This window comes from Pseudomonas sp. BT-42-2 (genome assembly GCF_025847435.2).
Classification (GTDB): domain Bacteria; phylum Pseudomonadota; class Gammaproteobacteria; order Pseudomonadales; family Pseudomonadaceae; genus Aquipseudomonas; species Aquipseudomonas urmiensis.
Window position 1 is genome coordinate 278,895 of the sequence record NZ_JAOYTM010000006.1, and the last position, 24,685, is coordinate 303,579.

The following is a 24,685-nucleotide window of genomic DNA, read 5'->3' on the forward strand; positions in this document are numbered from 1 at the left end:
CGTTATCACACTGGCAACACAGGCTGCTGAAAACGAGCCGCCAAAAACGGAGTGATATCCAGCGGCAATGTCTCGTTGTGGATAACCTTGTCCAACATCACCCCGGTAATCGCCGATGTCAGAATCCCGGTACGGAAATGTCCACAGGCATTGAAGTATCCCTGCACCTCATCCACAGCCCCGAGGATCGGCAGCTCATCCGGTGACCCCGGCCGCAGCCCCGCCCAGGTCCGCTTGAGGTTCACCTGCGCCAGCTCCGGCACGCAGCGCACCGCGCCCTGCACCAGTCCACTGATTTCCGGGAAGGTGTTGTTGACATCAAAGCCCTTCTCTTCAGTAGTACTGCCAATCAGGATCTCGCCGTTGTCCTTTTGCGCCATGTAGCAATCGCTGGTGGTAATGCAGCCATCCAGCAGTTTCGGCAGGCGTTCGGTGAGCACAATCTGGCCCTTGACCGGCTTGACCGGAATAGCCGTTCCAGTCGCCCACTCGCTCAGCTCGGCAGCCCAGGCGCCAGCCGCATTGAGCAGGGTATGGCAGTGGAAGTCTCCCGCTGGTTCGGTGCGCACACCCTTGATCCGCGCCCCTTGATGCATAACACCCGTTACCCGAGTATTCAGATACAAGTCGACGCCATTCTGCCGAGCCGCCTCCAGATAAGCATCGCCCAGGCGGAACGGGCTCACCTGGTGATCGCAGAGAAACTCGAGCGCGCCGGTTGCCTGCAAGGTCACTGCCGGCTCTGCTTCACGCAACGCCCTGCGATCAAGCCAACGTACCTGCTCGGCCAGGTGAGGGATCTGCTTGACGATGTGTTCGGCGTAAAGCTGGTCCTCTTCATCCTGAATCACGTACTTCAAACCGGTACGCTCGAACTTGAAGTCCATGCCATGGCGCTCGATCAGCTCCTGGTGCAGCTGTGGATAAAGCGCGTTCGACTGCAACGCCAGGTCGAAGAAGCACTGCGGGAGGATATGCGGCGTGCTCGAATCCACGGCCACCGCGGCCCCATGGGCTTCACGCTTGGCACGCGAAGACAGCATGCGAAAGAAGATCACCCCGCAGCCCAGCCCCACCGATTCACCAATGGCCCACAATCCGCCAGCCGACGCGCGAGTGGCATTACCGGGGCGCTTGTCGTCGATCAAGGCAATGCGCAGGTTGCCGCGCTTGGATAGCTGATGGGCGCATGAAGCGCCGATAACGCCGCCGCCAGCGATCACGATATCGTAAGTCTTGCTCATGCTCAGGCCTCCGTGGCCAAGTGCTGAAAGGCTGAGAAAGGCACCGGGTCTACCGGAAACCGTGGTCGCAGCCAGCCGACATCGGCCCGGCCTGTCGCCGCCCGCAGGCGATCACTGCAATAGCCCACGCACATGCGCCCTTGGCAGTCGCCCATGCTCACCCGAGTGCGCATCTTCAAGCTGGCCATGTCTTGCACGCCCTGTTCGAGCGCCAGGTCGATAGCGTCGCGGGTAACCTGCTCGCAGCGACAGATCACCGTATCAGCCTGGGGCAACTCAATCTGCGCTGCGCCGCGTGCGGTAAAGCGCTCGACCCCGGAGCGAAAGCGTTGGATCGAAGCCAGCTTGCCCAAGTACAGTTCTCGCCGCTCGATCGCCTGCTCAGCGCTGAGCACCGCCAACCGCTGCAATATCGATACGGCGGCTAAACGCCCAGTCAGCATTGCCGCCTCACCCCCGCGTATACCTGCCATGTCACCCGCCAAGTGGATATGCGGCAGGCTGCTTTGCTGCCAGACATTAGCCTCGGGCCGCAGGTAGCCGTCGTCGCTGAAACCATGCGCCAGCCCCAGTTGCTGGCTGAGCTGAGTACGGGGAATAAAGCCGTAGCCGACGGCGAGCGTTTGCACCCGTTCCCGCTGCACGCGAGTCCAATCCGGCTGCCAGTCCTGGGTGTAAGGCGCGACGCTTACCTCATTCAGCTCGCCGTCGCCTTGGGCAGCGACCACGCCCCAGCCATAGTGCATGGGAATTCCATTGAGCTTCATGAAGGCCAGCATGCTCAAGCCGTCGAGAAATAGCTGAGGCTTGTTCAACAGCGCCAGGCTCTCGCGCGCTATGCGGTTGAACGCGCACGCTTCGTAAACCCCCGCAACTTTGGCGCCGGCAGCGTGCAGCTGGCAGGCCACCAGTGGCAGCAATGGCCCAGTACCGGCGATCAAGGTACTGCCCAGCGGCTTGACCACCCCACTCTTGATCTGCAACTGCAGGCCGCCGAGCAGCATCACGCCGGGTAATGTCCAGCCGGGGAACGGCACGTTACGTTCATGACAACCGGCCGCCAGCAGCAGCTGGGCAAAGTCGATTTCATGCAGGTGCTCGTCACCATCGAGCACCATCAAGCACTGCTCATTGCCTCCAACCACGCGGCTGTTCAGACGCAGGTCGATATGCTCGGCACACAGGGCGAAATCTTCGTGCAGCGTGTTCAACGCCTTGGCATAGCGCGCCCCCAGATAGCCGAGGTCGACGCCCGCCCGCAGCGGACCGCGATAGACCACCCCGCCTGGGCGCGAAGCTTCGTCGAACAGCAGGCTGGCGACGCCATGCTCAGCCAGCTCGATAGCTGCCGCCATGCCTGCCGAACCACCACCAACGATCACCGGACGCAGGCTCATGAGGGCTCCTCCGGCGAGATGCGGTTGAACTGGGTTTCGATGTGCATGCCAGCGCGAACCACTGTCTGACAGGCGCGGCGTTTGGCTCGGCCATCAATGGCGACCAGGCAGCAATGGCAAACGCCCATGCCACAGAAAGCGCCACTGACGTGGCCATGATCATTACGCGCCACTTGGCGCAGGCCAACGGCGTTCAAGACACTGAGTACGGTTTCACCCGGAGCGGCGGCGACGGCAACGCCATTGAGGTGGAGGGTCAGGTGATCTGCCGGAAGGGGCTGGATATCGAGGATTCTTTCCATTGGGTGTTACCTTGTCGTCCATGTTCAACAGGGGACACAAGGTAATTCAACTTCGGATGGGAAATATTGATCTATGCCGGGTTAAGTTTGTGAGAGATTTCCTATATATGCGAAGGAAAAGGTCACCTACACATAAAGGTTAGAGATATCTATGGAAGCCTGACGGTACAGAGCTCCTGTCGTCCCTTAAACGACCGAGGCTTTAATTACTAACTGCTACCGCACTACTTCGTTGACAGCAAAATAGAAGACTCGTATGCTCGAACAAGGGAATGAAAACCATTCCCAACTAACGCCTTGCAAAGAGTTTCCCGCTGGATTTTCTCAATCCACCGATCAAGTTATGGGATGCGGTAAGCACTAATTAACATTCTATAACTGAATATTATTACAACCAATGAAAGGCCCTCAGTAATGAACTGTATTTTTTGCCAAATTGCCGAAGGGATTTCTCCATCCCATATTATCTGGGAGGACGAAAAACATTTATCGTTTTTATCAATCTACCCCAATACGCCAGGATTCACGGTCGTTATACCCAAGTCACACCATAGTAGTTACGCTTTTGAACAAACTGACTTGGTTGTTTCCGAGCTGGTGCTAGCAGCCAAGAACACCGCACTGTTGATTGACCGCGCTCTGCCAAACGTGGCGAGAACCGGTATGATTTTGGAGGGCTATGGCGTTGATCACCTGCACGCGAAGTTATTCCCCATGCATGGGACGGGTGAGGACAGTAAATTTAGAAAAATCAGCTCATGCGTAGACACGTATTTTGACAAGTATGAAGGTTATATTTCTTCGCATGATTCAGCCAGAGCTGATGACAGTGCCCTGTCTGAACTTGCTGCGCATATAAAATCTTTTAATTGAGCGGTTTAGAATCCAACATGATCTCCCTATCCCTTAAGGTTTACGTGGATCATGGTGGCTTTCACGGAGTTGTAACGAGGTAAGGTAAGGCAGCTTCGGTTGAAAAAGATTGACCTATGCCGGATTAGGGCTGCGTTGCAGCCCATCGCGGGACAAGCCCGCTCCCACAGAGTGACGCTTTCTTTGGATGGCGCCGTTTTTGTAGGAGTAGGCTTGCCCCGCGCTGGGCGGCACAACGGCCGCCAAAGCTAGACTGCACAGTGCACTAGATCACTCCACGGTAACCGACTTAGCCAGGTTACGCGGCTGGTCTACGTCGGTGCCCTTGAGCACCGCAACGTAGTACGACAGCAGCTGCAGCGGGATGGTGTAGAGAATCGGCGACAGTGCATCGCTAACGTGCGGCACCTTGACCACGTGGGTGCCTTCACCATTGCTCATTCCAGACTGTTCGTCAGCGAACACCACCAGCTCGCCACCGCGGGCACGAACTTCCTGCAGGTTGGACTTGAGCTTCTCCAGCAGTTCGTTGTTCGGGGCCACGGTAACTACCGGCATGTCGCTGTCGACCAGCGCCAGTGGGCCATGCTTGAGCTCGCCGGCCGGGTAGGCTTCGGCGTGGATGTAGGAGATTTCCTTGAGCTTGAGCGCGCCTTCCATTGCCACTGGGTACTGCGCGCCGCGGCCGAGGAACAGGGTGTGGTGCTTGTCGGCAAACAGCTCGGCGATCTTCTCGACCGTGCCGTCCATGGCCAGGGCTTCACCCAGGCGAGTCGGCAAGCGACGCAGTTCTTCGACCAACTCAGCTTCGACGCCTGCCTCCAGGGTGCCGCGAACCTGGCCCAATGCCAGGGTCAGCAGCATCAGCGAGACCAGCTGGGTGGTGAAGGCTTTGGTCGAGGCCACGCCGATTTCTGGGCCGGCCAGGGTCAGCAGGGTCAGATCGGATTCGCGAACCAACGAGCTGATGCCCACGTTGCAGATCGCCAGGCTACCAAGGAAGCCCAGCTCCTTGGCATTGCGCAGGGCCGCCAAGGTATCGGCGGTTTCACCCGACTGGGAGATCGAGACGAACAGGGTGTCTGGCTGCACCACTACCTTGCGATAGCGGAACTCGCTGGCCACTTCGACCTGGCACGGAATGCCAGCCAGGCCTTCGAGCCAGTAACGGGCGACCATACCGGCGTGGTAGCTGGTGCCACAGGCGACGATCTGTACGTTACGCACTTTGCCAAACAGCTCGGCTGCCTGTGGGCCGAATGCTTGCACCAACACGTGATCACTGCCCAGGCGACCTTCCAGGGTGCGCTGAACGACGGTTGGCTGCTCGTGGATCTCTTTGAGCATGAAGTGGCGATAAGCGCCCTTGTCCGCCGCCTCGGCACCTTCGTGGTACTGCACCGCCTCGCGCTGGACTTTGTTGCCAGCCTGATCCCAGATGTTGATCTGGTCACGGCGGATCTCGGCGATATCGCCCTCTTCGAGGTACATGAAGCGGTCGGTGACCTGGCGCAGGGCCAACTGGTCGGAAGCGAGGAAGTTTTCCCCATGGCCCAGGCCGATTACCAGCGGGCTACCGCTACGCGCTGCAACCAGGCGGTCTGGCTGCTTGACGCTGATCAGCGCCAGGCCATAGGCGCCGTGCAGGCGTTTGACCGCGAGCTTGAGGGCGTCGGCCAGATCTGGCGTGCTCTTGAGGGTGTGGTGAATCAGGTGGACGATCACTTCGGTGTCGGTTTGCGAAACAAACGGGTAGCCCAGCGCTTTGAGCTCTTCACGCAGGGCTTCGTGGTTTTCGATGATGCCGTTGTGCACCACTGCCACTTCGTGGCCGGAGAAATGCGGGTGAGCATTGGTCTCGGTAGGTGCACCGTGGGTAGCCCAGCGGGTGTGGGCGATGCCCAGTTGACCCGCCAGCGGCTCGGCAGCAACAGCGGCTTCCAGTTCGCTGACCTTGCCGATCCGACGACGACGCTCAAGGGTACCGTCTTGGGTATAGACGGCCAGCCCTGCGCTGTCATAGCCACGGTATTCCAGGCGCTTGAGGCCTTCGATCAGGATGGTAGTGATGTTGCGCTCGGCTACGGCACCGACGATTCCACACATAATTAATGCTCCTGGCTGATCGCGGCGCAGATCAGGTTAATGCCGCGGGCTTTGAATTCTTCGCGTGCCGCTGCAGGCAGGCGGTCATCTGTAATCAGGGTGTTGATGCTGCTCCACGGCAGCTCGAGGTTGGGAATCTTGCGCCCGACCTTGTCTGACTCGACCATCACGATCACTTCGCGGGCCACCTCCGCCATCACCCGGCTCAGGCCGAGCAGTTCATTGAAGGTGGTGGTGCCACGTTCGAGGTCGATACCATCGGCACCGATGAACAGCTGGTCGAAATCGTATGAGCGTAGTACCTGCTCGGCGACCTGGCCCTGGAACGACTCGGAGTGCGGGTCCCAGGTGCCGCCTGTCATCAACAGCACTGGCTCATGTTCGAGCTCGCTGATGGCACGGGCGACGTTCAACGAGTTGGTCATTACTACCAGACCCGGCTGGCGGCCCAGTTCAGGGATCATGGCGGCGGTGGTGCTGCCACTGTCGATGATGATCCGCGCATGTTCGCGAATTCGGGCAACGGCGGCGCGGGCGATCGCTTGCTTGTAGCGCGACACCGGCTGCACGGCTTCACCGAGCAACTCCTGGGGCACCGGGACAGCGCCGCCATAACGGCGCAGTAGCAGGCCGTTGGCTTCAAGCGCAGCGAGGTCTTTGCGGATGGTCACTTCCGAAGTTTCGAAACGCTTGGCCAAGTTATCCACACTCACTTCACCCTGCTCGGTGAGCAAGGCCAGGATATTGTGACGGCGCTGGGGCGTGTTTCGTTTCGACATGACAGGTTAAGTTTCGATTCGAAAGATAATGATTGCAATCAAAACCTAAGACGAAGGCTTCGTCAATGCCTAAATAGCTCTGTGGATAAAAAAATCGCGGGGCAAGCCCGCTCCAACGCCTAGCTCCGGATGTGGAGTCCAACGTGGGAGCGGGCTTGCCCCGCGATAGGGTCTGTGGATAACCCTCGGTGAATCAATCAGCTCTTCTTGATCTTCTCTGGACGTTTCCAGCCTTCAATGTTGCGTTGGCGCGCACGGCCCACGGCCAATTGCTTGTCTTCAACGGTCTGGGTGATGGTAGAACCCGCCGCCGTAGTAGCGCCGTCCTTGATTTCAACAGGGGCTACCAGCGAGTTGTTCGAGCCGATGAACACATCCTCGCCCATCACTGTCTTGAACTTGTTGGCGCCATCATAGTTGCAGGTAATGGTGCCGGCACCGATGTTGGTGCGGGCGCCGACCTCGGCGTCACCCAGGTAAGTCAGGTGACCGGCCTTGGCGCCCTCGCCCAAGTGGGCATTCTTCAGCTCGACGAAGTTACCCACATGGGCCTTGGCATCCAGCACGCTACCCGGACGCAGGCGCGCGAACGGGCCAGCATCGCTGCCCTCACCCAACACCGCACCGTCAAGGTGGCTGTTGGCTTTTACCACCGCGCCTTTACGCAGGGTGCTGTCCTTGATGACGCAGTTCGGACCGATCTGTACGTCGTCTTCGATCACTACCTTGCCTTCGAGGATCACGTTAACGTCGATCAACACATCGCGACCAACGGTCACCTCACCACGGACATCGAAGCGCGCTGGATCGCGCAGGGTTACGCCCTGGGCCATCAGCCGACGGCCCTCGCGCAGCTGATAGTGACGCTCAAGCTCAGACAGCTGCCGGCGATCATTGGCGCCCTGCACTTCCATCGGATCATGCGGCTGTTCAGTGGCGACCACCAGGCCATCGGCAACGGCCATGGCGATCACGTCGGTGAGGTAGTACTCACCCTGGGCGTTGTTGTTGGACAGCCGACCCATCCAGTCGGCCAGGCGCGCGGCGGGCATGGCGAGGATGCCGGTGTTGCCTTCCTTGATCGCTTTCTGCGCGTCGCTGGCGTCCTTGTGCTCGACGATTGCCGCAACCTGGCCCTGGGCATCACGCACGATGCGGCCGTAGCCGGTCGGATCTTCAAGATTGACGGTGAGCAGGCCCAATTGCTGCTGGTTGGCCTTGGCCAGCAAGCGCTGCAGGGTTTCTACTTCAATCAGCGGCACGTCGCCGTACAGCACCAGCACGGTGTCGGCGGTGAGTGCCGGAATCGCCTGGGCGACGGCGTGGCCGGTGCCCAGCTGCTTGTCTTGCAGGACGAAGTTCAGGTCATCCGCAGCCAGGCGCTCGCGCACCAGCTCCGCACCATGGCCAATGACCACATGGATACCGCTAGGCTTCAGCTGGCGCGCGCTGTGGATAACGTGACCGAGCATGGAGTTGCCAGCCACCGGATGCAGCACCTTGGGCAATGCCGAACGCATGCGGGTGCCTTGGCCGGCGGCGAGAATAACGATATCGAGGGACATTGACTGGCTACCAATCCTGGGCGGTCAGCAATGTGACCGATGAGGGAAATTCAGAAAAAGAAAAAGGGTAGCCGAGGCTACCCTTTTACTCAATCGCAACAGCAGTGATCTGGCCGGGGCCGGATTACTTGCCTCTGCGCATTTGCTGGACGGTACGCAGCTGAGCTGCGGCCTCGGCCAGACGTGCGGCAGCGGCGCCGTAGTCGAAATCAGCGCTTTTGCTGTGCAGGGCGTTCTCAGCAGCCTTGAGGGCTTCCTGAGCCTGAGCCTCATCCAGGTCAGCAGCACGTTGCACGGTATCGGCAAGCACCTTGACCATGTTCGGCTGAACCTCGAGGAAACCACCAGAGATGTAGAACACCTCTTGGGCGCCACCCTGCTTGGTCAGCGTGATCGGACCAGGCTTGAGATTGGTGATCAGCGGCGCGTGGCCTGGAGCGATACCAAGATCACCCAGGTTACCGTGCGCAACTACCATCTCGACCAGGCCGGAGAAAATCTCTCCTTCCGCGCTGACGATATCGCAATGGACTGTCATAGCCATCTGCTTGCCTCAACCTGATAGCGCCCCTTGCGGGGCGCAGGAATTACAGTTTCTTGGCTTTCTCGATCGCTTCGTCGATGCTGCCGACCATGTAGAACGCTTGTTCTGGCAGGTGGTCGTAGTCACCTTTGAGGATGCCGCTGAAGCCAGCGATGGTGTCTTTCAGGGAAACGTACTTGCCTGGCGAACCGGTGAAGACTTCGGCCACGAAGAACGGCTGCGACAGGAAGCGCTGGATCTTACGAGCGCGGGCTACCAGTTGCTTGTCGGTCTCGGACAGTTCGTCCATACCCAGGATCGCGATGATGTCCTTCAGCTCTTTGTAGCGCTGCAGAACATACTGAACGCCACGAGCAGTGTCGTAGTGCTCGTTGCCGATCACGTTCGGGTCCAGCTGGCGCGAAGTCGAGTCCAGTGGATCGACTGCTGGGTAGATACCCAGGGAGGCGATGTCACGGGACAGAACGACGGTGGCGTCCAAGTGGGCGAAGGTGGTCGCTGGCGACGGGTCGGTCAAGTCGTCCGCAGGTACGTATACGGCCTGGACGGAGGTGATCGAACCTTCCTTGGTGGAGGTGATGCGCTCTTGCAGAACGCCCATCTCTTCAGCCAGGGTCGGCTGGTAACCTACTGCCGAAGGCATACGGCCCAGCAGTGCAGATACTTCGGTACCGGCCAGGGTGTAACGATAGATGTTGTCGACGAACAGCAGAACGTCGTTACCTTCGTCACGGAACTTCTCAGCCATGGTCAGGCCGGTCAGCGCTACGCGCAGACGGTTTCCTGGTGGCTCGTTCATCTGACCGTAGACCAAGGCTACTTTGTCGAGAACGTTGGAGTCCTTCATCTCGTGGTAGAAGTCGTTACCCTCACGAGTACGCTCACCCACACCAGCGAACACGGAGTAACCGCTGTGTTCCATGGCGATGTTACGGATCAGTTCCATCATGTTTACGGTCTTGCCGACACCGGCACCACCGAACAGACCAACCTTACCACCCTTGGCGAACGGGCAAACCAGGTCGATAACCTTGATGCCGGTTTCCAGCAGGTCGTTGCCGCCTGCCTGGTCAGCGAACGAAGGCGCTGGCTGGTGGATACCGCGACGCTCTTCCTCGCCGATCGGGCCGGCTTCGTCGATTGGGTTGCCCAGTACGTCCATGATACGGCCCAGGGTGGCCTTACCAACAGGAACGGAAATGGCAGCGCCGGAGTCAACGACTTCCAGACCGCGCTTCAGGCCTTCGGTGGAGCCCATCGCAATGGTACGAACCACGCCGTCGCCCAGCTGCTGCTGGACTTCCAGGGTGGTTTCCGCGCCTTGTACTTTCAGCGCGTTGTATACACTCGGCACGACGTCACGTGGGAATTCCACGTCGATGACGGCGCCGATGATTTGAACGATACGTCCGCTACTCATAGCTGGATCCTCTGAATTTTTGAACCGTTAAACCGCGGCAGCGCCGCCGACGATTTCCGAGATCTCCTGGGTGATCGCAGCCTGACGCGCCTTGTTGTAGATCAACTGAAGCTCTTTGATCAAATCACCGGCGTTGTCTGTGGCGTTCTTCATGGCGATCATCCGGGCCGCTTGTTCAGCAGCGTTGTTCTCGACCACCGCCTGGTATACCTGCGACTCCACGTAACGCACCATCAAGCCGTCCAGCAGCTCTTTTGCGTCGGGTTCGTACAGGTAATCCCAGTGATGCTTGAGATCCTGATCCGGGGTTGCCACCAACGGTACCAATTGCTCGACCGTCGGTTTTTGGGTCATGGTGTTGATGAACTTGTTCGAAACCACCGAAAGGCGATCGATACGGCCATCCAGGTAGGCGTCCAGCATCACTTTGACAGAGCCGATCAGATCGTTGATCGATGGCTCTTCGCCCAAGTGGCTGATCGCTGCTACGACGTTGCCGCCAAAGATGCGGAAGAAAGTCGCACCCTTGCTGCCGATCACGCACAGGTCGATTTCCACGCCCTGTTCGCGGTTTGCGTTCATGTCCTTGACCAAGGCCTTGAACAGGTTGGTGTTCAAGCCACCGCACAGACCACGGTCACTGCTCACCACGATATAACCGGTGCGCTTTACAGGGCGCTCGATCATGAATGGGTGGCGGTATTCCGGGTTGGCGTTGGCCAGATGACCGATCACCTGGCGGATACGCTCCGCGTAAGGACGGCTAGCAGCCATGCGCATTTGTGCCTTGCGCATCTTGCTTACCGCCACTTTCTCCATGGCGCTGGTAATTTTTTGCGTGCTTTTGATGCTCGCAATCTTACTGCGAATCTCTTTTGCGCCTGCCATGTATCACCTATCAGGTTAGCAAGCGGGGGCCTGGGCCCCCGCTGCGGCTTACCAGGTCTGGGTGGCCTTGAACTTCTCGATGCCGGCTTTCAGGCCTGCGTCGATTTCGTCGTTGAAGTCACCCTTCACGTTGATCTTCGCCATCAGTTCAGCGTGATCACGGTTGAAGAAGGCGATCAGTGCTTGCTCGAAGCTGCCGATCTTGGAGACTTCTACGTCAGTCAGGAAGCCACGCTCAGCGGCATACAGCGACAGGGCCATGTCCGCGATGGACATCGGCGCGTACTGCTTCTGCTTCATCAGCTCGGTAACGCGCTGACCATGCTCCAGCTGCTTGCGGGTCGCTTCGTCCAGATCGGAAGCGAACTGGGCGAATGCAGCCAGCTCACGGTACTGAGCCAGAGCGGTACGAATACCACCGGACAGCTTCTTGATGATCTTGGTCTGAGCGGCACCACCTACGCGGGATACCGAAACACCGGCGTTCACTGCAGGACGGATGCCCGAGTTGAACATGGCCGATTCCAGGAAGATCTGACCGTCGGTGATCGAGATCACGTTGGTCGGAACGAACGCGGAAACGTCGCCAGCCTGGGTTTCGATGATCGGCAGCGCGGTCAGGGAACCGGTTTTGCCAGTCACAGCACCGTTGGTGAACTTCTCGACGTACTCTTCGGAAACGCGCGATGCACGCTCCAGCAGACGGGAGTGGAGATAGAACACGTCACCTGGGTACGCTTCACGTCCTGGTGGACGGCGCAGCAGCAGGGAGATCTGACGGTAGGCAACAGCCTGCTTGGACAGGTCATCGTAAACGATCAGCGCGTCTTCACCGCGGTCACGGAAGAACTCGCCCATGGTGCAACCGGCGTATGGCGCCAGGAATTGCAGTGCGGCGGATTCCGAGGCGCTGGCAACCACCACGATGGTGTTTTTCAGTGCGTCGTTTTCTTCCAGCTTGCGAACGATGTTGGCAACGGTGGAACGCTTCTGGCCGACAGCAACATAAACGCAGAAAATACCGGAGTCTTTCTGGTTGATGATGGCGTCGATGGCCATGGCGGTCTTGCCGATCTGACGGTCACCAATGATCAGCTCACGCTGGCCACGGCCGACAGGGATCATGGCGTCGACGGATTTGTAGCCAGTCTGTACAGGCTGGTCTACCGACTTACGCCAGATCACGCCTGGAGCAACTTTCTCGACCGCGTCGGTCTCGGTGTTGCCCAGCGGGCCTTTGCCGTCGATTGGGTTGCCCAGTGCGTCAACGACGCGACCCAGCAGTTCCTTACCAACTGGAACTTCCAGGATGCGGCCGGTGCACTTGGCGCTCATGCCTTCGGCGAGGGTGTCATAGGCACCCAGGATCACTGCACCTACGGAGTCTTGCTCCAGGTTCAGGGCCATGCCGTACACGCCACCCGGAAACTCGATCATTTCGCCGTACATAACGTCGGCCAGACCGTGAATCCGCACGATACCGTCAGAAACGCTGACGACGGTACCTTCGTTGCGGGCTTGAGAGGCTACATCGAGGTTATCGATGCGGCCCTTGATGATTTCACTAATTTCGGAAGGATTGAGTTGCTGCATTGCTCTGCTGCCCCTTCAAACTCAAGATTTCAATGCTTCGGCCAGTTTCGCGATCTTGCCGCGAACCGAGCCATCGATTACCAGGTCGCCTGCGCGGATGAGGACGCCGCCGATCAGGCTGGCATCCTCCGACGCGTGCAGGCGAACTTCCTGGCCGAGCCGTGCACTGAGAACCTTGGCGAGTTTGTCTTGCTGTTCTTGGTTCAACGCAAAAGCACTGGTGACTTCCACGTCCACGGATTTTTCCAGTTCGGCCTTGTACAGCTCGAACAGGTCGGCAATCTCCGGCAGGAGCAGGAGACGGCCATTTTCCGCGGCAACATGAATGAAATTCTGTGCCTGTGCATCGAACTTGTCACCGCACACTTCAATGAAAGTGGCGGCCTTTTGTGCGCTCGTCAGTCGCGGGGCCTTGAGCAGGCGCTGCATGGTGTCGTCTTGCGACACAGCAGCAGCCAGGCCGAGCATGGCTGACCAATTGGCCAGTTGCTGATGGGCCTGGGCGTGCTCAAAGGCAGCCTTAGCGTAAGGTCGGGCCAACGTGGTCAGTTCTGCCATGATCGCCCTCGCTTAAATTTCAGCGGCCAGTTTGTTAACCAGCTCCGCATGCGCGTTTTGATCGATTGTGGCGCCAAGGATCTTTTCAGCACCGCCAACAGCCAGGGCACCCAGTTGGGCACGCAGGGCGTCTTTGACGCTGTTCAGTTCCTGTTCGATCTCGGCCTGAGCCTGAGCCTTCACACGGTCAGCTTCGACGCGGGCCTGATCACGGGCTTCCTCGACAAGCTGAGCAGCGCGTTTCTTGGCTTGCTCAATGATTTCGGCTGCCTGTGCTTTAGCTTCACGCAGTTGCTGACCCGCTTTCTCTTGGGCCAGCTCCAGGTCGCGAGCTGCGCGGTTGGCAGCGTCCAAGCCATCAGCAATCTTCTTCTGACGCTCTTGCAGGGCAGTGATGACCGGAGGCCATACGTACTTCATGCAGAAGACGACAAAAATCAGGAAAGCAACGGATTGGCCAATCAGGGTTGCATTAATGTTCACGCCAACACCTCGCTCGGTCTTTGTTCATCACAGCAATCAACTCGTGGGTACGAGTGATTAGCCGGCGATTTGACCAACGAACGGGTTTGCGAAGGTGAAGAACAGAGCAATACCAACACCGATCATGGTTACGGCGTCGAGCAGACCGGCAACGATGAACATTTTGACCTGCAGCATCGGAACCATCTCAGGCTGACGAGCAGCGCCTTCCAGGAACTTGCCGCCCAGCAGGCCGAAACCAATGGCGGTGCCCAGTGCGCCCAGACCGATCAGCAGAGCAACAGCGATAGCGGTAAGACCAACTACAGTTTCCATCTTTCCTCCCGACTTTTACGTCGTATTGGTTAGGTTTTTAATTTGAAGCGGTAAAACAAATCGTTTGGTACAACTGCCCTTGCGGACTTTTTACCGCCCTCCCCCCAAACGGGCAGGGAAGGCTATCAGACACGCCAGGCGGTCTTAATGGTTATCTTCGTGAGCCATCGACAGGTAGACGATGGTAAGCATCATGAAGATGAAGGCTTGCAGGGTGATGATCAGGATGTGGAACACAGCCCACGCCCATTGCAGCACCACACCCAGGCCGCTGAGCCAGAGCAGGCCGCTGCCGAACATTACCGCGATCAGGATGAACACCAGTTCGCCGGCATACATGTTGCCGAACAGACGCAGTGCCAGCGAGATCGGCTTGGCGATCAGGGTGACGAATTCAAGCAGGAAGTTCACCGGGATCAGCAGGGCTTGAACGAAGATGTTCTTGCTGCCGAAGGGGTGCAGGGTCAGCTCGCCGATGAAGCCGCCGATGCCCTTGACCTTGATGCTGTAGAAGATGATCAGCGCGAACACCGAGAAGGCCATGGCCAGGGTGGCGTTCGGGTCGGTGGTCGACACAGCGCGGAACGGAATGTGCGGGTCACCGGAGATCAGGATGGCCAGCTGAGGAATCCAGTCGACCGGAATCAGGTCGATGGCGTTCATCAGGAAGACCCAGACGAAGATGGTCAGCGCCAGCGGGGCGATCACCGCGCTACGGCCGTGGAAGGAGTCCTTCACGCTGCCGTGGACGAAATCGACCATCACCTCGACGAAGTTCTGCAGGCCGCCAGGTTGGCCGGAAGTAGCCTTTTTGGCCGCCATGCGGAAGATGAAGAGGAAGATCAGACCCAGCGCAACGGACCAGCCCAGGGTATCCAGGTGGAAGGCCCAGAAGCCCATTGCCTTGGCTTCTGCAGCCGAATGGGCCAAGCCCCAGCTGCCGTCTGGTAGTTGACCGTAGGTCAGGTTCTGCAAGTGGTGCTGGATATAGCCCGAAGCGGTTTCTGCTGCCATGGTTGCCTCAAACGCCCTTAGGTCTCGAAAGTCTTTTATTCATTAGCAGGGGCGCGAACCAGCTGACCAATTGGGTCAGCACGAAGACGCCGAATACTGCTAACGGCGCCAATGGCTTCACTCCTGCGAAGGTCAGTGCAAACAGCACTGCCGTCAAAATCAATTTGCCTGCCTCGCCTGCGTAGAACGACTTGACGATGGCCTGCGCTGCCCGGGCTCCGCTGAAGCGAAAAGCCTTCCAGGCGAAATACACATTCGGCAGCCAGGCAATCAGCCCTCCACAGAGGCCTGAATATCCACTGACTGCTCCTTTCCACTGCCACAACACCAAAGTTGCCAGCAGGACTACGACACATTGCGTCAGCAGTACTGGAAAAACTGCCCAGCGATGGAAAGGCAGGCGGTTTGGCGTGCGGATTTCCATCGCATCTACTCCTGGAAAGTCGACCATCAAGTCAGCAACGACTTGGCATAATTTGTGCCGACAAAATGCGCGCAGAGTATAGGGGGGGATTAACCCCTATTCAACTATTGGGTAGTGATTTCCGACTGCGCGCTACAACGGGAATTGTTTCAGCGGATGTGAGCAAGCACGCCTTGCAACTCGTCAAGCGAGTTATAGCGAATCACCAACTGACCTTTGCCCTTGTTGCCATGGCGGATCTGCACCGCCGAGCCCAGGCGCTCTGCCAGACGCTGTTCGAGGCGAGCGATATCCGGATCAGGTTTGCTCGGTTCGACCGGATCAGGTTTGCCGCTCAACCACTGGCGCACCAGTGCCTCGGTTTGGCGCACAGTGAGCCCACGTGCGACAACATGACGCGCCCCTTCTTCCTGGCGATCTTCTTCCAGGCCTAGCAAGGCGCGGGCGTGGCCCATCTCCAGGTCACCGTGGGCGAGCATGGTCTTGATCGCCTCTGGCAGCGAGATCAGGCGCAGCAGGTTGGCCACGGTCACCCGCGACTTGCCGACGGCGTCTGCCACTTGCTGCTGGGTCAGTTCGAACTCCTGCTGCAGGCGTTGCAGGGCAATCGCCTCTTCCAGCGGGTTGAGATCCTCACGCTGGATGTTCTCGATCAGCGCCATGGCGATGGCGGCTTCATCGGGTACATCACGGACCATGGCCGGAATGGTGTCCAGGCCCGCCAGTTGAGTGGCGCGCCAGCGGCGTTCGCCGGCGATGATCTCGTAGCGCTGGTCGCCGATCGGCCTAACCACGATCGGCTGCATGACGCCTTGGGTGCGAATCGAGGCAGCCAGTTCTTCCAGCGCCTCCGGGTCCATGTCCCGGCGTGGCTGGTACTTGCCACGCTGGATCAGCTCGACCGGCAGGTGTTGCAGTTCTTTCTGGTCGATCTTGACAGCCTGCTCCTCGAGCGAGCTGACGGAAGGACCACTGAGCAGTGCATCCAACCCACGTCCGAGACCCCGTTTCTTAACGGCCATGCGGATTCCTTAAGTTGTTTGTGCAGTGCGTGATTGACGGCGTTGGCGGCGTACCAGTTCCCCGGCCAGGGCCAGATAGGCCAGTGCGCCACGCGATTGCTTGTCGTAGGCCAGGGCCGGCATGCCAAAGCTTGGCGCCTCGGCCAGGCGAATGTTGCGCGGGATCACCGTATCGTACAGCTGCTCGCCGAAGTGCTCTTTGAGCTGCGCCGAAACATCGTTGTTCAGGCTCAGGCGCGGATCGTACATGGTCCGCAGCAGGCCTTCGATCTTCAGCGCCGGATTCAGCCGGGCTGCGATGCGCTTGATGTTATCCACAAGGTCGCTGAGACCTTCGAGTGCGTAGTACTCGCACTGCATCGGGATAATCACGCCATCGGAGGCGACCAGGGCGTTGAGGGTGAGCATCGACAGCGATGGTGGGCAGTCGATGAGAATGTAGTCGTAATTCTCGCGGATAGGCGCCAGCGCATTGCGCAGACGGCTCTCCTTGACCTGCATCTCCAGCAGCACCACTTCCGCGGCGGTGAGGTCGCGGTTGGCCGGCAGCAGTTGGAAACCACCGTGCTCGGAGTAGTGCATCGCCTGGGCCAGGTCGCATTCGCCGATCAGCAGGTCGTAGACCGAATGCTCGAGCTCGTGCTTGTCCACCCCGCTGCCCATGGTCGCGTTGCCCTGCGGATCGAGGTCGATCAGCAGCACACGGCGCTTGGTCGCAGCCAGCGATGCGGCGAGATTGATACAGGTGGTGGTCTTGCCCACACCACCTTTCTGGTTCGCGATTGCGAATACCTTAGCCATTGTTGCGTGTAATCCCAGTCATGCCTTGCGGCGCAGTATCAGCAGATGGCGCTGGCCCTGGCAACCCGGAACGGTCAGGGCCTGCTCGCTTTCCACTGTGAAGTCTGCGGGCAATGCTACCAGTTCGTCGGCAGGATGCAGCCCTTTCATTGCAAGCCAAAGCGTACGCGTGTCGCCCAGGTGGCGAGTCCAGCCGGTGAAGTTCTCCATGCTGCTGAACGCCCGCGAGATGATCCCGCTGAACGGCTGCGCCGGTTGATACTCTTCGACCCGGCTGTGGATAACCTGCAGGTTGTCCAGTTTCAGCTCCATCTTCACCTGGGTGAGGAAGCGGGTTTTCTTGCCATTGCTGTCGAGCAGCGTCACTTGCTTGTGCGGGTGCAGGATAGCCAAAGGAATCCCCGGCATGCCACCGCCGCTGCCGACATCCAGCCAACTTTGCGAGTCGCTGTGGATAAACGGCATGACGCTGAGGCTGTCGAGCAGATGCCGCGAGACCATTTCGTTCGGGTCGCGCACTGCGGTCAGGTTGTAGGCCTTGTTCCATTTGATCAACAGGGCCAGGTAGCCCAGCAGTTGCTCGTGCTGCTGTGGGCTCAACTCGACACCGAGCTGGCGCGCGCCTGTGGACAACTCTTCTGCGTGTTGCGGGGTGACCAAGGAACTCAAGCGCTTTGCTCCAATTCGCGGCCTGCGCCGCGTTTTTTCAGATGAATCAGCAACAGGGAAATCGCCGCCGGGGTCACGCCGGGGATGCGCGAAGCCTGGCCGAGGGTCTCCGGGCGGGTCTGGCCGAGTTTGCCCTGGATCTCCTTGGACAGGCCGGAGATCGTCGTGTAGTCGATATCCACAGGCAGGCGGGTGTCTTCGCTGGCGCGCAGACGAGCGATCTCATCCTGTTGACGGTCGATGTATCCGGCGTACTTGGTCTTGATCTCGACCTGCTCAGCCACTTGCGGGTCAAGTGCCTCACCGCCAGTAGCCTCGATCAGGCCGGCATAGTCGATTTCCGGGCGAGCCAGCAGGTTGAGCAGGCTGTATTCGTGGCTCAGCGGCGTGCCGAACTTATCCACAACGGCTTGGCCCATCGGCGTGCCGGGACGAACCCAAGTCGACTTCAGGCGCTGTTCTTCACGCTCGATGCCTTCGCGCTTGGCGCAGAACGCAGCCCAACGCTGGTCATCGATCAAGCCCAGCTCGCGGCCCTTCTCGGTCAGACGCAGGTCGGCGTTGTCTTCACGCAGGATCAAGCGGTACTCGGCGCGCGACGTGAACATGCGGTACGGCTCCTGGGTACCCAGGGTGATCAGGTCGTCGACCAGTACGCCGATGTACGCCTCGTCGCGACGCGGGCACCAGCTTTCCCGACCCTGCGCACGCAGTGCGGCGTTGGTTCCGGCCAGCAGACCTTGAGCGCCAGCTTCTTCGTAGCCGGTGGTGCCGTTGATCTGGCCGGCGAAGAACAGGCCGCCAATCACTTTGGTTTCGAGGCTGTACTTCAGGTCACGCGGATCGAAATAGTCGTACTCGATGGCATAGCCCGGGCGCACGATGTGGGCATTTTCCATGCCGCGGATCGAGCGGACCAACTCCAGCTGCACATCGAAGGGCAGCGAAGTGGAAATGCCGTTGGGGTACAGCTCATGGGTGGTCAGGCCTTCCGGCTCGATGAACACCTGGTGGCTTTCCTTGTCGGCGAAGCGGTGGATCTTGTCTTCGATCGACGGGCAGTAACGCGGGCCGACACCTTCGATAACCCCGGAATACATCGGCGAACGGTCGAGGTTCGAAGCGATGATTTCGTGGGTACGGGCGTTGGTGTGGGTGATCCAGCAGCTGACCTGGCGCGGGTGCATCTGCGCATTGCCCATGAACGACATCACCGGAATCGGCGTATCGCCGGGCTGCTCGGTCATCACCGAGAAGTCCACAGAGCGGCCATCGATACGCGGCGGCGTACCGGTTTTCAGCCGGCCGACCCGCAGCGGCAGTTCACGCATGCGGTGGGCCAGGGCAATGGCGGGCGGATCACCGGCGCGGCCGCCGGTGTAATTCTGCAAACCAATGTGAATAAGTCCGGCGAGGAAGGTACCAGTGGTCAGTACCACCGAGTCGGCGAAGAACCGCAGACCCATTTGCGTGACCACACCCTTGACCTGGTCTTGTTCGACGATCAGGTCGTCGCAGGACTGCTGGAATATCCACAGGTTCGGTTGGTTTTCCAGGATTTCCCGGACCACCGCCTTGTAGATGGCGCGGTCAGCCTGGGCACGGGTCGCACGGACGGCCGGGCCTTTGCGGTTGTTCAACACGCGGAACTGAATGCCGCTCTTGTCGGTGGCCAACGCCATGGCGCCGCCGAGGGCATCGATCTCTTTGACCAGATGACTCTTGCCGATCCCACCGATAGCGGGGTTGCAACTCATGTGACCGAGGGTTTCCACGTTGTGGGTCAGCAGCAGGGTTTTTACCCCCATGCGTGCAGACGCAAGCGCAGCCTCGGTACCGGCATGGCCGCCGCCGATGACGATCACTTCAAAACGGGAAGGGAAATCCACCACGCACCTCGTGCCTGTTTTTGCGAATAGAGAAGGTAAGCCGACAAGTATAGGGACTTCCTACCCGCTAAAGAAACCTTTTGAGCAATTTTTGACCAGGCTGTGGATGAACGGGGATAACAGAAATTAAAAAGGAAGAAATTAAAAAAGCTTTGTTTTTATGTTTATTCTTATGCACAGCCTTTTCTGTGGATAAAGCTCTACACATCACTATTCATGGTATGTACATAGAAATTAAACCCTGTGTCTGAGTGGCCATGAGGGCTATGGATAAGCTCATTTAGCCTGTGGATGAAATGCCTATTTACCCACAGGCGGATTTGTCCTCAGCCCTGAAGGGGGTTTATCAACTGAGCTGAAGGTGAGTTTTCCACAGGGCTTAGACGAACGAAAACTCGCCTGTTGATGAAATCAAAGGCGTGGTTCTTCAAAGGAAATTAGAAAAGGGTGGTTGCAGGCTGTGGAGGAGCGTTTATCCACCGACGAAAGCGCAGCCCCCGCCGTTCATTTCGGTGTGTTCTTCGCGGGTGAACCCGCTCCCACAGGTACTACCTTGCTGATCGCCGGCAATTGGAGGGGAGCGGTTGTGGATTATTTGCCGATGCAGAAGCTTGAGAAGATACGCCCCAGCAGATCATCGGAACTGAACGCGCCGGTAATTTCTCCCAGCGCCTGCTGAGCTTGACGCAGATCTTCCGCCAGCAGCTCTCCAGCGCCGGCCAGGGTCAGCTGGTCACGACCATGCTCGAGGTGCGCGCTAGCCTGGTTCAAGGCCTCCAGGTGGCGTCTACGGGCGCTGAAGCTGCTCTCTGAGGTCTGTTCATAACCCATGCATGCCTTCAGGTGATCGCGCAGCAGGAGCAAACCGCTGTCATCGCCCTTGGCGCTGAGGGTAATGGTCACATGGCCATCGTCGCATTGTTCTATGGCAACCGCTTCACCGCTCAGGTCGGCCTTGTTACGAATCAAGGTGACTTTGCCAGGATCTGGGCGCTGATCGAGAAACTCTGGCCACAAGGCGAAGGGATCGCTTGCTTCAGGGGCCGTGCTATCCACAACCAGCAACACCCGGTCAGCCTCGCTGATCGCTTTGAGCGCACGTTCCACGCCGATCTTTTCCACATGGTCGTCGGTATCTCGCAGCCCTGCGGTATCGACCACGTGCAACGGCATCCCGTCGATGTGAATATGTTCCCGCAAGATATCCCGGGTGGTGCCGGCGATATCGGTGACGATGGCCGCCTCACGCCCTGCCAGGCGGTTGAGCAGGCTCGACTTGCCCGCATTGGGCCGTCCGGCAATCACCACGTTCATACCGTCACGCAGCAGCGCGCCCTGGCCAGCTTCCTTCTGCACTGTGGACAACTCGGTGCGCACTGCATCGAGCATCGACAGCACATGGCCGTCGGCGAGAAAGTCGATTTCTTCCTCAGGGAAGTCGATCGCAGCTTCGACGTAGATCCGCAGCGCGATCAGTGCCTCGGTCAGCGAGTGAACGCGCTTGGAGAATTCGCCCTGCAGCGAACGCAAGGCATTGCGTGCGGCCTGGGTCGAGCTGGCCTCGATCAGGTCAGCGATCGCTTCGGCCTGGGCCAGGTCGAGTTTGTCGTTGAGGAATGCACGCTCGCTGAATTCACCAGGACGCGCCAGGCGGCAGCCCAGTTGCAGGCAGCGCTGCAGCAGCATGTCCATCACCACCGGGCCGCCATGACCTTGTAGTTCCAGGACGTCTTCACCGGTAAACGAGTTCGGCCCCGGGAAGAACAGCACGATGCCCTCATCCAGCACCAGCCCGTCCTGATCACGGAACGGCCCATAGTGAGCATGCCGGGGCGTGAGAGTGCGCCCGGTAATAGCTTGCCCGGCCTGGCTCGCCAAAGGGCCAGACAGGCGGACGATGCCGACCCCGCCGCGGCCCTGAGCGGTAGCGATGGCGGCAATGGTTTCACGCACAGTGTTCATGCTCGAAAGCCTCTTACGACAAATTCATCAGACAGATAGCAAAAACGCCCCACGAGGGGGCGTTTTTATTCACAGGCTAGCTTAGCAGCCTGTCAAGCGGCAGCCTTCTTGGCCGCAGCTTCGATGCTACGAGTGATGTACCACTGCTGCGAAATCGACAAGCAGTTGTTCACAACCCAGTACAGCACCAGACCCGCTGGGAACCACAGGAAGAAGAAGGTGAAGATGATTGGCATCATTTTCATCACCTTGGCCTGCATCGGATCCGGCGGAGTCGGGTTCAGGCGCTGCTGGATGAACATGGTCGCGCCCATGATGATCGGCAGGATGAAGAACGGATCCTTGATCGACAGGTCGGTAATCCACAGCAGCCATGGGGCCTGGCGCATTTCTACGCTTTCCAGCAGTACCCAGTACAGGGCCAGGAACACTGGCATCTGCACCAGGATTGGCAAGCAGCCACCCAGCGGATTGATCTTCTCTTTCTTGTACAGCTCCATCATCGCCTGGGACATCTTCTGGCGATCGTCACCGAAGCGTTCCTTCAGCGCGGCCAGTTTTGGCGAAACGGCACGCATGCGCGCCATCGAGCGGTAGCTGGCAGCCGACAGCGGGAAGAACAGGCCCTTGATGAGCATGGTCAGGACGATGATCGACCAGCCCCAGTTACCCAGGATGCTGTGGATATGTTGCAGCAGCCAGAAGATCGGCTGAGCGATGAACCACAGGAAGCCATAGTCGACAGTCAGTTCCAGGCCTGGGGACAACTCCTTGAGCTTGGACTGAATCTTCGGACCTGCGTACAGCATGGCGCTGGTTTCGACTTTACCGCCGGCAGGCACGCTGAGCGCTGGGCCGGTGTAGCCGATGATGTAGTTGCCTTGGCTATCCTTACGGGTCTGGATAACGTTGTTATCCGACTTGGCAGGAATCCACGCAGTTACGAAGTAGTGCTGCAGCCAGGCAACCCAGCCGCCGGACACATTTTCTTTCAAACTGCCTTTGTCGATGTCTTTCATCGACACTTTCTTGTACGGCTCGGAAGGCGTCCACAGGGCGGCGCCCAGGTAGGTCGCGGTACCGGTAGCCGTGCTCGACGATGGATCGGAGCTGGCATCACGCTTGAGCTGGGCGAACATGTTGCCCGACCAGGCTTGAGCGCTTTGGTTGTCGATCAGGTAGCTGACGGTGAGGTCGTACTCACCGCGCTTGAAGCTGAAGCGCTTGATGTAGTTGACGCCGTTCTCGCTGAACTTCAGGTCAACGACCAACTGCTCCTGGCCATCGGCCAGTTGGAAGCTCTTTTGTTCAGCGGCGTACAGCGGACGACCGGAAGAACGTGCATCCGGGCCATTAACGCCAGTCAGACCACTCTGAGCCAGGTAAACACGCTCACCACCGTTATCGAACAGCTGGAACGGAATGTCCGGATGGTCTTGGCGGCGTGGGTACTTGGGCAGGTTCAGCTGGACGATGTCACCACCGACCGGATCGATAGCCAGTTCAAGGACGTCGGTCTTGACCCGGATCAGGTCCTTGCTGACTGCAACCGGAGCCAGTTCGGCTGGGCTGGATTCAGCATTGGCGCTCGGCACATCGGCGCTGGCGCCGTTGTTATTGCCGGCCGGCACGGTATCGGGCAGGGCCGGGGCAGCGTTGCTGGCAGCAGTATGCTGAGTCGGCAGTGCAGCCTGACCGTAGTCCTGGTTCCACTTGAGGACCAGCACGTAGGCCACGATTGCCAGGGCGACGATCAGGATCGTGCGTTTAATATCCATGATTACTCGGCTATCGAAGAAGTTCGGGAGGAAGGAGCGGGAGGGACGGGATCGAAACCGCCGTCGTTCCACGGATGACAACGCCCCAGGCGACGAACGGCTAGCCACCCACCACGCAACAGGCCATGGTTTTCTATGGCTTCGTAGGCGTAACAGGAGCAGCTGGGGTAGAAACGACAGTGGCTGGCCATCAGTGGACTAATGGCGTAACGGTAAAACTGGATCGGGACGAGGGCCAGTTTACGCATCGTGACTGTCTACCCCTGCAGAATCGGCATTAACCGCTGGAGAGGGCCGATTACGAGCGAGGCGCTTCCAGAGCTTGCCAAAGTGTTGGTGCAATTCTGGGTTTTCTACTTCGCCCAAGCCCTTGCGCGCGACGATCACGATGTCCAATCCAGCAAGACTCTGCTGATTCAGACGAAAGGAATCGCGCATCAAGCGTTTGAGGCGATTGCGTTGAACGGCGAGCTTGACGCTCTTCTTGCCGATCACCAAGCCAAGGCGCGGGTGATCGAGGCCGTTCTCGCGGGCAAGGATTAGCAGGCTTTTACCTGGAACCTTGCCGGTTGGCGAGTCGAAGACCGCTTTGAAATGCCGGGGTGTAAGCAGTCGCTTTTCCCGACTGAAGTCCTGACTCACCACCTGTGCCGAAAAATCAAACGGCCAGACGCTTACGGCCTTTGGCACGACGACGCGACAGAACAGCGCGGCCGTTCTTGGTGGCCATACGGGCACGGAAGCCGTGGGTGCGCGCGCGCTTGATGGTGCTTGGTTGGAAAGTACGTTTCATGGCGTGTTACCTGGGTTCGTCGACTACGGGCCGGAATGGCCCCCGTTTTAAGAGATCGGCGATTCTAGAGAAAGCAAGCCAATAGGTCAATTTCCAACCAACCTTTCCTTATGGATGGCATGGCTTCTACCTGACTTCTACCTGACCTCTAGCTGGCCTTAAGAAGGAGGGATCGACAGGCTTGATCGAATCGCAAAGAGTGGACAACATGAAAAAATAAAAGAGACATATAAAAAGCTTTTCTGAATAACTTATAGATCTTAGGC

General features: G+C 58.7%; 25 protein-coding genes. 1 reads left to right on the forward strand and 24 read right to left on the reverse strand.

Annotated elements, in window-relative coordinates; translation table 11 throughout:
- Positions 1 to 5 precede the first annotated feature (5 nt).
- Genes hcnC through hcnA form a run of 3 tightly spaced genes read right to left on the reverse strand, consistent with a single transcriptional unit; the run spans position 6 to position 2,943 of the window.
- Positions 6 to 1,244, reverse strand: a complete 1,239-nt coding sequence (gene hcnC, locus OIU19_RS05910; RefSeq protein WP_264234114.1) for a cyanide-forming glycine dehydrogenase subunit HcnC — start codon at positions 1,242 to 1,244, stop codon at positions 6 to 8.
- Between the two features lie 2 nt (positions 1,245 to 1,246).
- Complete coding sequence (gene hcnB / locus OIU19_RS05915; RefSeq protein WP_264234116.1) at positions 1,247 to 2,641, reverse strand: cyanide-forming glycine dehydrogenase subunit HcnB; 1,395 nt, start codon at positions 2,639 to 2,641, stop codon at positions 1,247 to 1,249.
- Positions 2,638 to 2,943 carry a cyanide-forming glycine dehydrogenase subunit HcnA gene (gene hcnA / locus OIU19_RS05920; RefSeq protein ID WP_264234118.1) on the reverse strand — a complete coding sequence of 102 codons (306 nt, stop codon included), beginning with the start codon at positions 2,941 to 2,943 and terminating at the stop codon, positions 2,638 to 2,640. Before hcnA ends, hcnB begins: the two co-directional genes overlap by 4 nt.
- Positions 2,944 to 3,357: 414 nt before the next feature.
- On the opposite strand from hcnA, the gene OIU19_RS05925 reads away from it, so the two are divergent.
- Entirely contained in the window at positions 3,358 to 3,816 is a 459-nt protein-coding gene (locus OIU19_RS05925; RefSeq protein WP_264234119.1) for an HIT family protein, read from the forward strand.
- A 270-nt stretch (positions 3,817 to 4,086) separates the two neighbouring features.
- Here OIU19_RS05925 and glmS read toward each other — a convergent pair whose 3' ends face one another.
- From glmS to rpmH, 21 genes are all read right to left on the reverse strand, one after another.
- On the reverse strand, positions 4,087 to 5,922 hold the full coding sequence (gene glmS / locus OIU19_RS05930; protein ID WP_264234121.1) for a glutamine--fructose-6-phosphate transaminase (isomerizing): 1,836 nt from the start codon (positions 5,920 to 5,922) through the stop codon (positions 4,087 to 4,089).
- A gap of 2 nt (positions 5,923 to 5,924) precedes the next feature.
- Positions 5,925 to 6,701, reverse strand: coding sequence for a DeoR/GlpR family DNA-binding transcription regulator (locus OIU19_RS05935; protein WP_186553110.1), 777 nt, complete (start codon positions 6,699 to 6,701; stop codon positions 5,925 to 5,927).
- Between the two features lie 197 nt (positions 6,702 to 6,898).
- Positions 6,899 to 8,266: a bifunctional UDP-N-acetylglucosamine diphosphorylase/glucosamine-1-phosphate N-acetyltransferase GlmU gene (glmU, locus tag OIU19_RS05940; RefSeq protein WP_186553111.1), complete on the reverse strand. Its 1,368-nt coding sequence runs from the start codon at positions 8,264 to 8,266 to the stop codon at positions 6,899 to 6,901.
- A gap of 124 nt (positions 8,267 to 8,390) precedes the next feature.
- Positions 8,391 to 8,810, reverse strand: a complete 420-nt coding sequence (locus tag OIU19_RS05945) for a F0F1 ATP synthase subunit epsilon (RefSeq protein WP_186553112.1) — start codon at positions 8,808 to 8,810, stop codon at positions 8,391 to 8,393.
- Between the two features lie 43 nt (positions 8,811 to 8,853).
- Entirely contained in the window at positions 8,854 to 10,230 is a 1,377-nt protein-coding gene (atpD, locus tag OIU19_RS05950; RefSeq protein WP_016502294.1) for a F0F1 ATP synthase subunit beta, read from the reverse strand.
- A 27-nt stretch (positions 10,231 to 10,257) separates the two neighbouring features.
- Positions 10,258 to 11,118, reverse strand: a complete 861-nt coding sequence (gene atpG / locus OIU19_RS05955) for a F0F1 ATP synthase subunit gamma (protein WP_016489911.1) — start codon at positions 11,116 to 11,118, stop codon at positions 10,258 to 10,260.
- Between the two features lie 48 nt (positions 11,119 to 11,166).
- Complete coding sequence (gene atpA / locus OIU19_RS05960) at positions 11,167 to 12,711, reverse strand: F0F1 ATP synthase subunit alpha (protein ID WP_186553113.1); 1,545 nt, start codon at positions 12,709 to 12,711, stop codon at positions 11,167 to 11,169.
- 21 nt (positions 12,712 to 12,732) lie between these two features.
- Entirely contained in the window at positions 12,733 to 13,269 is a 537-nt protein-coding gene (locus OIU19_RS05965; protein ID WP_186553114.1) for a F0F1 ATP synthase subunit delta, read from the reverse strand.
- A 12-nt stretch (positions 13,270 to 13,281) separates the two neighbouring features.
- Entirely contained in the window at positions 13,282 to 13,752 is a 471-nt protein-coding gene (locus tag OIU19_RS05970) for a F0F1 ATP synthase subunit B (RefSeq protein ID WP_186553115.1), read from the reverse strand.
- Between the two features lie 57 nt (positions 13,753 to 13,809).
- Positions 13,810 to 14,067, reverse strand: a complete 258-nt coding sequence (gene atpE, locus OIU19_RS05975; RefSeq protein WP_003097235.1) for a F0F1 ATP synthase subunit C — start codon at positions 14,065 to 14,067, stop codon at positions 13,810 to 13,812.
- Between the two features lie 144 nt (positions 14,068 to 14,211).
- Positions 14,212 to 15,081, reverse strand: coding sequence for a F0F1 ATP synthase subunit A (gene atpB, locus OIU19_RS05980; protein WP_264234128.1), 870 nt, complete (start codon positions 15,079 to 15,081; stop codon positions 14,212 to 14,214).
- A 7-nt stretch (positions 15,082 to 15,088) separates the two neighbouring features.
- Positions 15,089 to 15,505: a F0F1 ATP synthase subunit I gene (locus OIU19_RS05985; protein WP_186553117.1), complete on the reverse strand. Its 417-nt coding sequence runs from the start codon at positions 15,503 to 15,505 to the stop codon at positions 15,089 to 15,091.
- Positions 15,506 to 15,654: 149 nt separating this feature from the next.
- A complete protein-coding gene (locus OIU19_RS05990) occupies positions 15,655 to 16,527 on the reverse strand; it encodes a ParB/RepB/Spo0J family partition protein (RefSeq protein ID WP_186553118.1) in 873 nt (290 codons plus the stop codon).
- 9 nt (positions 16,528 to 16,536) lie between these two features.
- On the reverse strand, positions 16,537 to 17,328 hold the full coding sequence (locus OIU19_RS05995; RefSeq protein WP_186553119.1) for a ParA family protein: 792 nt from the start codon (positions 17,326 to 17,328) through the stop codon (positions 16,537 to 16,539).
- Positions 17,329 to 17,346: 18 nt separating this feature from the next.
- Positions 17,347 to 17,997 carry a 16S rRNA (guanine(527)-N(7))-methyltransferase RsmG gene (gene rsmG / locus OIU19_RS06000; RefSeq protein WP_264234131.1) on the reverse strand — a complete coding sequence of 217 codons (651 nt, stop codon included), beginning with the start codon at positions 17,995 to 17,997 and terminating at the stop codon, positions 17,347 to 17,349.
- Entirely contained in the window at positions 17,994 to 19,886 is a 1,893-nt protein-coding gene (gene mnmG, locus OIU19_RS06005) for a tRNA uridine-5-carboxymethylaminomethyl(34) synthesis enzyme MnmG (RefSeq protein ID WP_186553121.1), read from the reverse strand. The genes rsmG and mnmG overlap by 4 nt, the downstream gene beginning before the upstream one ends.
- A 591-nt stretch (positions 19,887 to 20,477) precedes the next feature.
- Positions 20,478 to 21,848: a tRNA uridine-5-carboxymethylaminomethyl(34) synthesis GTPase MnmE gene (mnmE, locus tag OIU19_RS06010; RefSeq protein WP_264234133.1), complete on the reverse strand. Its 1,371-nt coding sequence runs from the start codon at positions 21,846 to 21,848 to the stop codon at positions 20,478 to 20,480.
- 92 nt (positions 21,849 to 21,940) lie between these two features.
- Complete coding sequence (gene yidC, locus OIU19_RS06015) at positions 21,941 to 23,626, reverse strand: membrane protein insertase YidC (protein WP_264234135.1); 1,686 nt, start codon at positions 23,624 to 23,626, stop codon at positions 21,941 to 21,943.
- A gap of 2 nt (positions 23,627 to 23,628) precedes the next feature.
- The gene (gene yidD / locus OIU19_RS06020) at positions 23,629 to 23,874 is read right to left on the reverse strand and encodes a membrane protein insertion efficiency factor YidD (protein WP_011536514.1); all 246 of its coding nucleotides are present in this window, start codon (positions 23,872 to 23,874) and stop codon (positions 23,629 to 23,631) included.
- A complete protein-coding gene (rnpA, locus tag OIU19_RS06025) occupies positions 23,867 to 24,271 on the reverse strand; it encodes a ribonuclease P protein component (protein ID WP_186553240.1) in 405 nt (134 codons plus the stop codon). The genes yidD and rnpA overlap by 8 nt, the downstream gene beginning before the upstream one ends.
- Positions 24,272 to 24,284: 13 nt before the next feature.
- Positions 24,285 to 24,419 (reverse strand): 50S ribosomal protein L34, encoded by a 135-nt coding sequence (gene rpmH / locus OIU19_RS06030; protein WP_002551315.1) that lies wholly within the window; start codon positions 24,417 to 24,419, stop codon positions 24,285 to 24,287.
- Positions 24,420 to 24,685 lie beyond the last annotated feature (266 nt).

Bases quoted from the DNA above. Each gene is read 5' to 3' on its own strand.
- hcnC (WP_264234114.1), bottom strand. From the start codon at position 1,244: ATGAGCAAGACTTACGATATCGTGATCGCTGGCGGCGGCGTTATCGGC.
- hcnB (WP_264234116.1), bottom strand. From the start codon at position 2,641: ATGAGCCTGCGTCCGGTGATCGTTGGTGGTGGTTCGGCAGGCATGGCG.
- hcnA (WP_264234118.1), bottom strand. From the start codon at position 2,943: ATGGAAAGAATCCTCGATATCCAGCCCCTTCCGGCAGATCACCTGACC.
- OIU19_RS05925 (WP_264234119.1), top strand. From the start codon at position 3,358: ATGAACTGTATTTTTTGCCAAATTGCCGAAGGGATTTCTCCATCCCAT.
- glmS (WP_264234121.1), bottom strand. From the start codon at position 5,922: ATGTGTGGAATCGTCGGTGCCGTAGCCGAGCGCAACATCACTACCATC.
- OIU19_RS05935 (WP_186553110.1), bottom strand. From the start codon at position 6,701: ATGTCGAAACGAAACACGCCCCAGCGCCGTCACAATATCCTGGCCTTG.
- glmU (WP_186553111.1), bottom strand. From the start codon at position 8,266: ATGTCCCTCGATATCGTTATTCTCGCCGCCGGCCAAGGCACCCGCATG.
- OIU19_RS05945 (WP_186553112.1), bottom strand. From the start codon at position 8,810: ATGGCTATGACAGTCCATTGCGATATCGTCAGCGCGGAAGGAGAGATT.
- atpD (WP_016502294.1), bottom strand. From the start codon at position 10,230: ATGAGTAGCGGACGTATCGTTCAAATCATCGGCGCCGTCATCGACGTG.
- atpG (WP_016489911.1), bottom strand. From the start codon at position 11,118: ATGGCAGGCGCAAAAGAGATTCGCAGTAAGATTGCGAGCATCAAAAGC.
- atpA (WP_186553113.1), bottom strand. From the start codon at position 12,711: ATGCAGCAACTCAATCCTTCCGAAATTAGTGAAATCATCAAGGGCCGC.
- OIU19_RS05965 (WP_186553114.1), bottom strand. From the start codon at position 13,269: ATGGCAGAACTGACCACGTTGGCCCGACCTTACGCTAAGGCTGCCTTT.
- atpE (WP_003097235.1), bottom strand. From the start codon at position 14,067: ATGGAAACTGTAGTTGGTCTTACCGCTATCGCTGTTGCTCTGCTGATC.
- atpB (WP_264234128.1), bottom strand. From the start codon at position 15,081: ATGGCAGCAGAAACCGCTTCGGGCTATATCCAGCACCACTTGCAGAAC.
- OIU19_RS05985 (WP_186553117.1), bottom strand. From the start codon at position 15,505: ATGGAAATCCGCACGCCAAACCGCCTGCCTTTCCATCGCTGGGCAGTT.
- OIU19_RS05990 (WP_186553118.1), bottom strand. From the start codon at position 16,527: ATGGCCGTTAAGAAACGGGGTCTCGGACGTGGGTTGGATGCACTGCTC.
- OIU19_RS05995 (WP_186553119.1), bottom strand. From the start codon at position 17,328: ATGGCTAAGGTATTCGCAATCGCGAACCAGAAAGGTGGTGTGGGCAAG.
- mnmE (WP_264234133.1), bottom strand. From the start codon at position 21,848: ATGAACACTGTGCGTGAAACCATTGCCGCCATCGCTACCGCTCAGGGC.
- yidC (WP_264234135.1), bottom strand. From the start codon at position 23,626: ATGGATATTAAACGCACGATCCTGATCGTCGCCCTGGCAATCGTGGCC.
- yidD (WP_011536514.1), bottom strand. From the start codon at position 23,874: ATGCGTAAACTGGCCCTCGTCCCGATCCAGTTTTACCGTTACGCCATT.
- rpmH (WP_002551315.1), bottom strand. From the start codon at position 24,419: ATGAAACGTACTTTCCAACCAAGCACCATCAAGCGCGCGCGCACCCAC.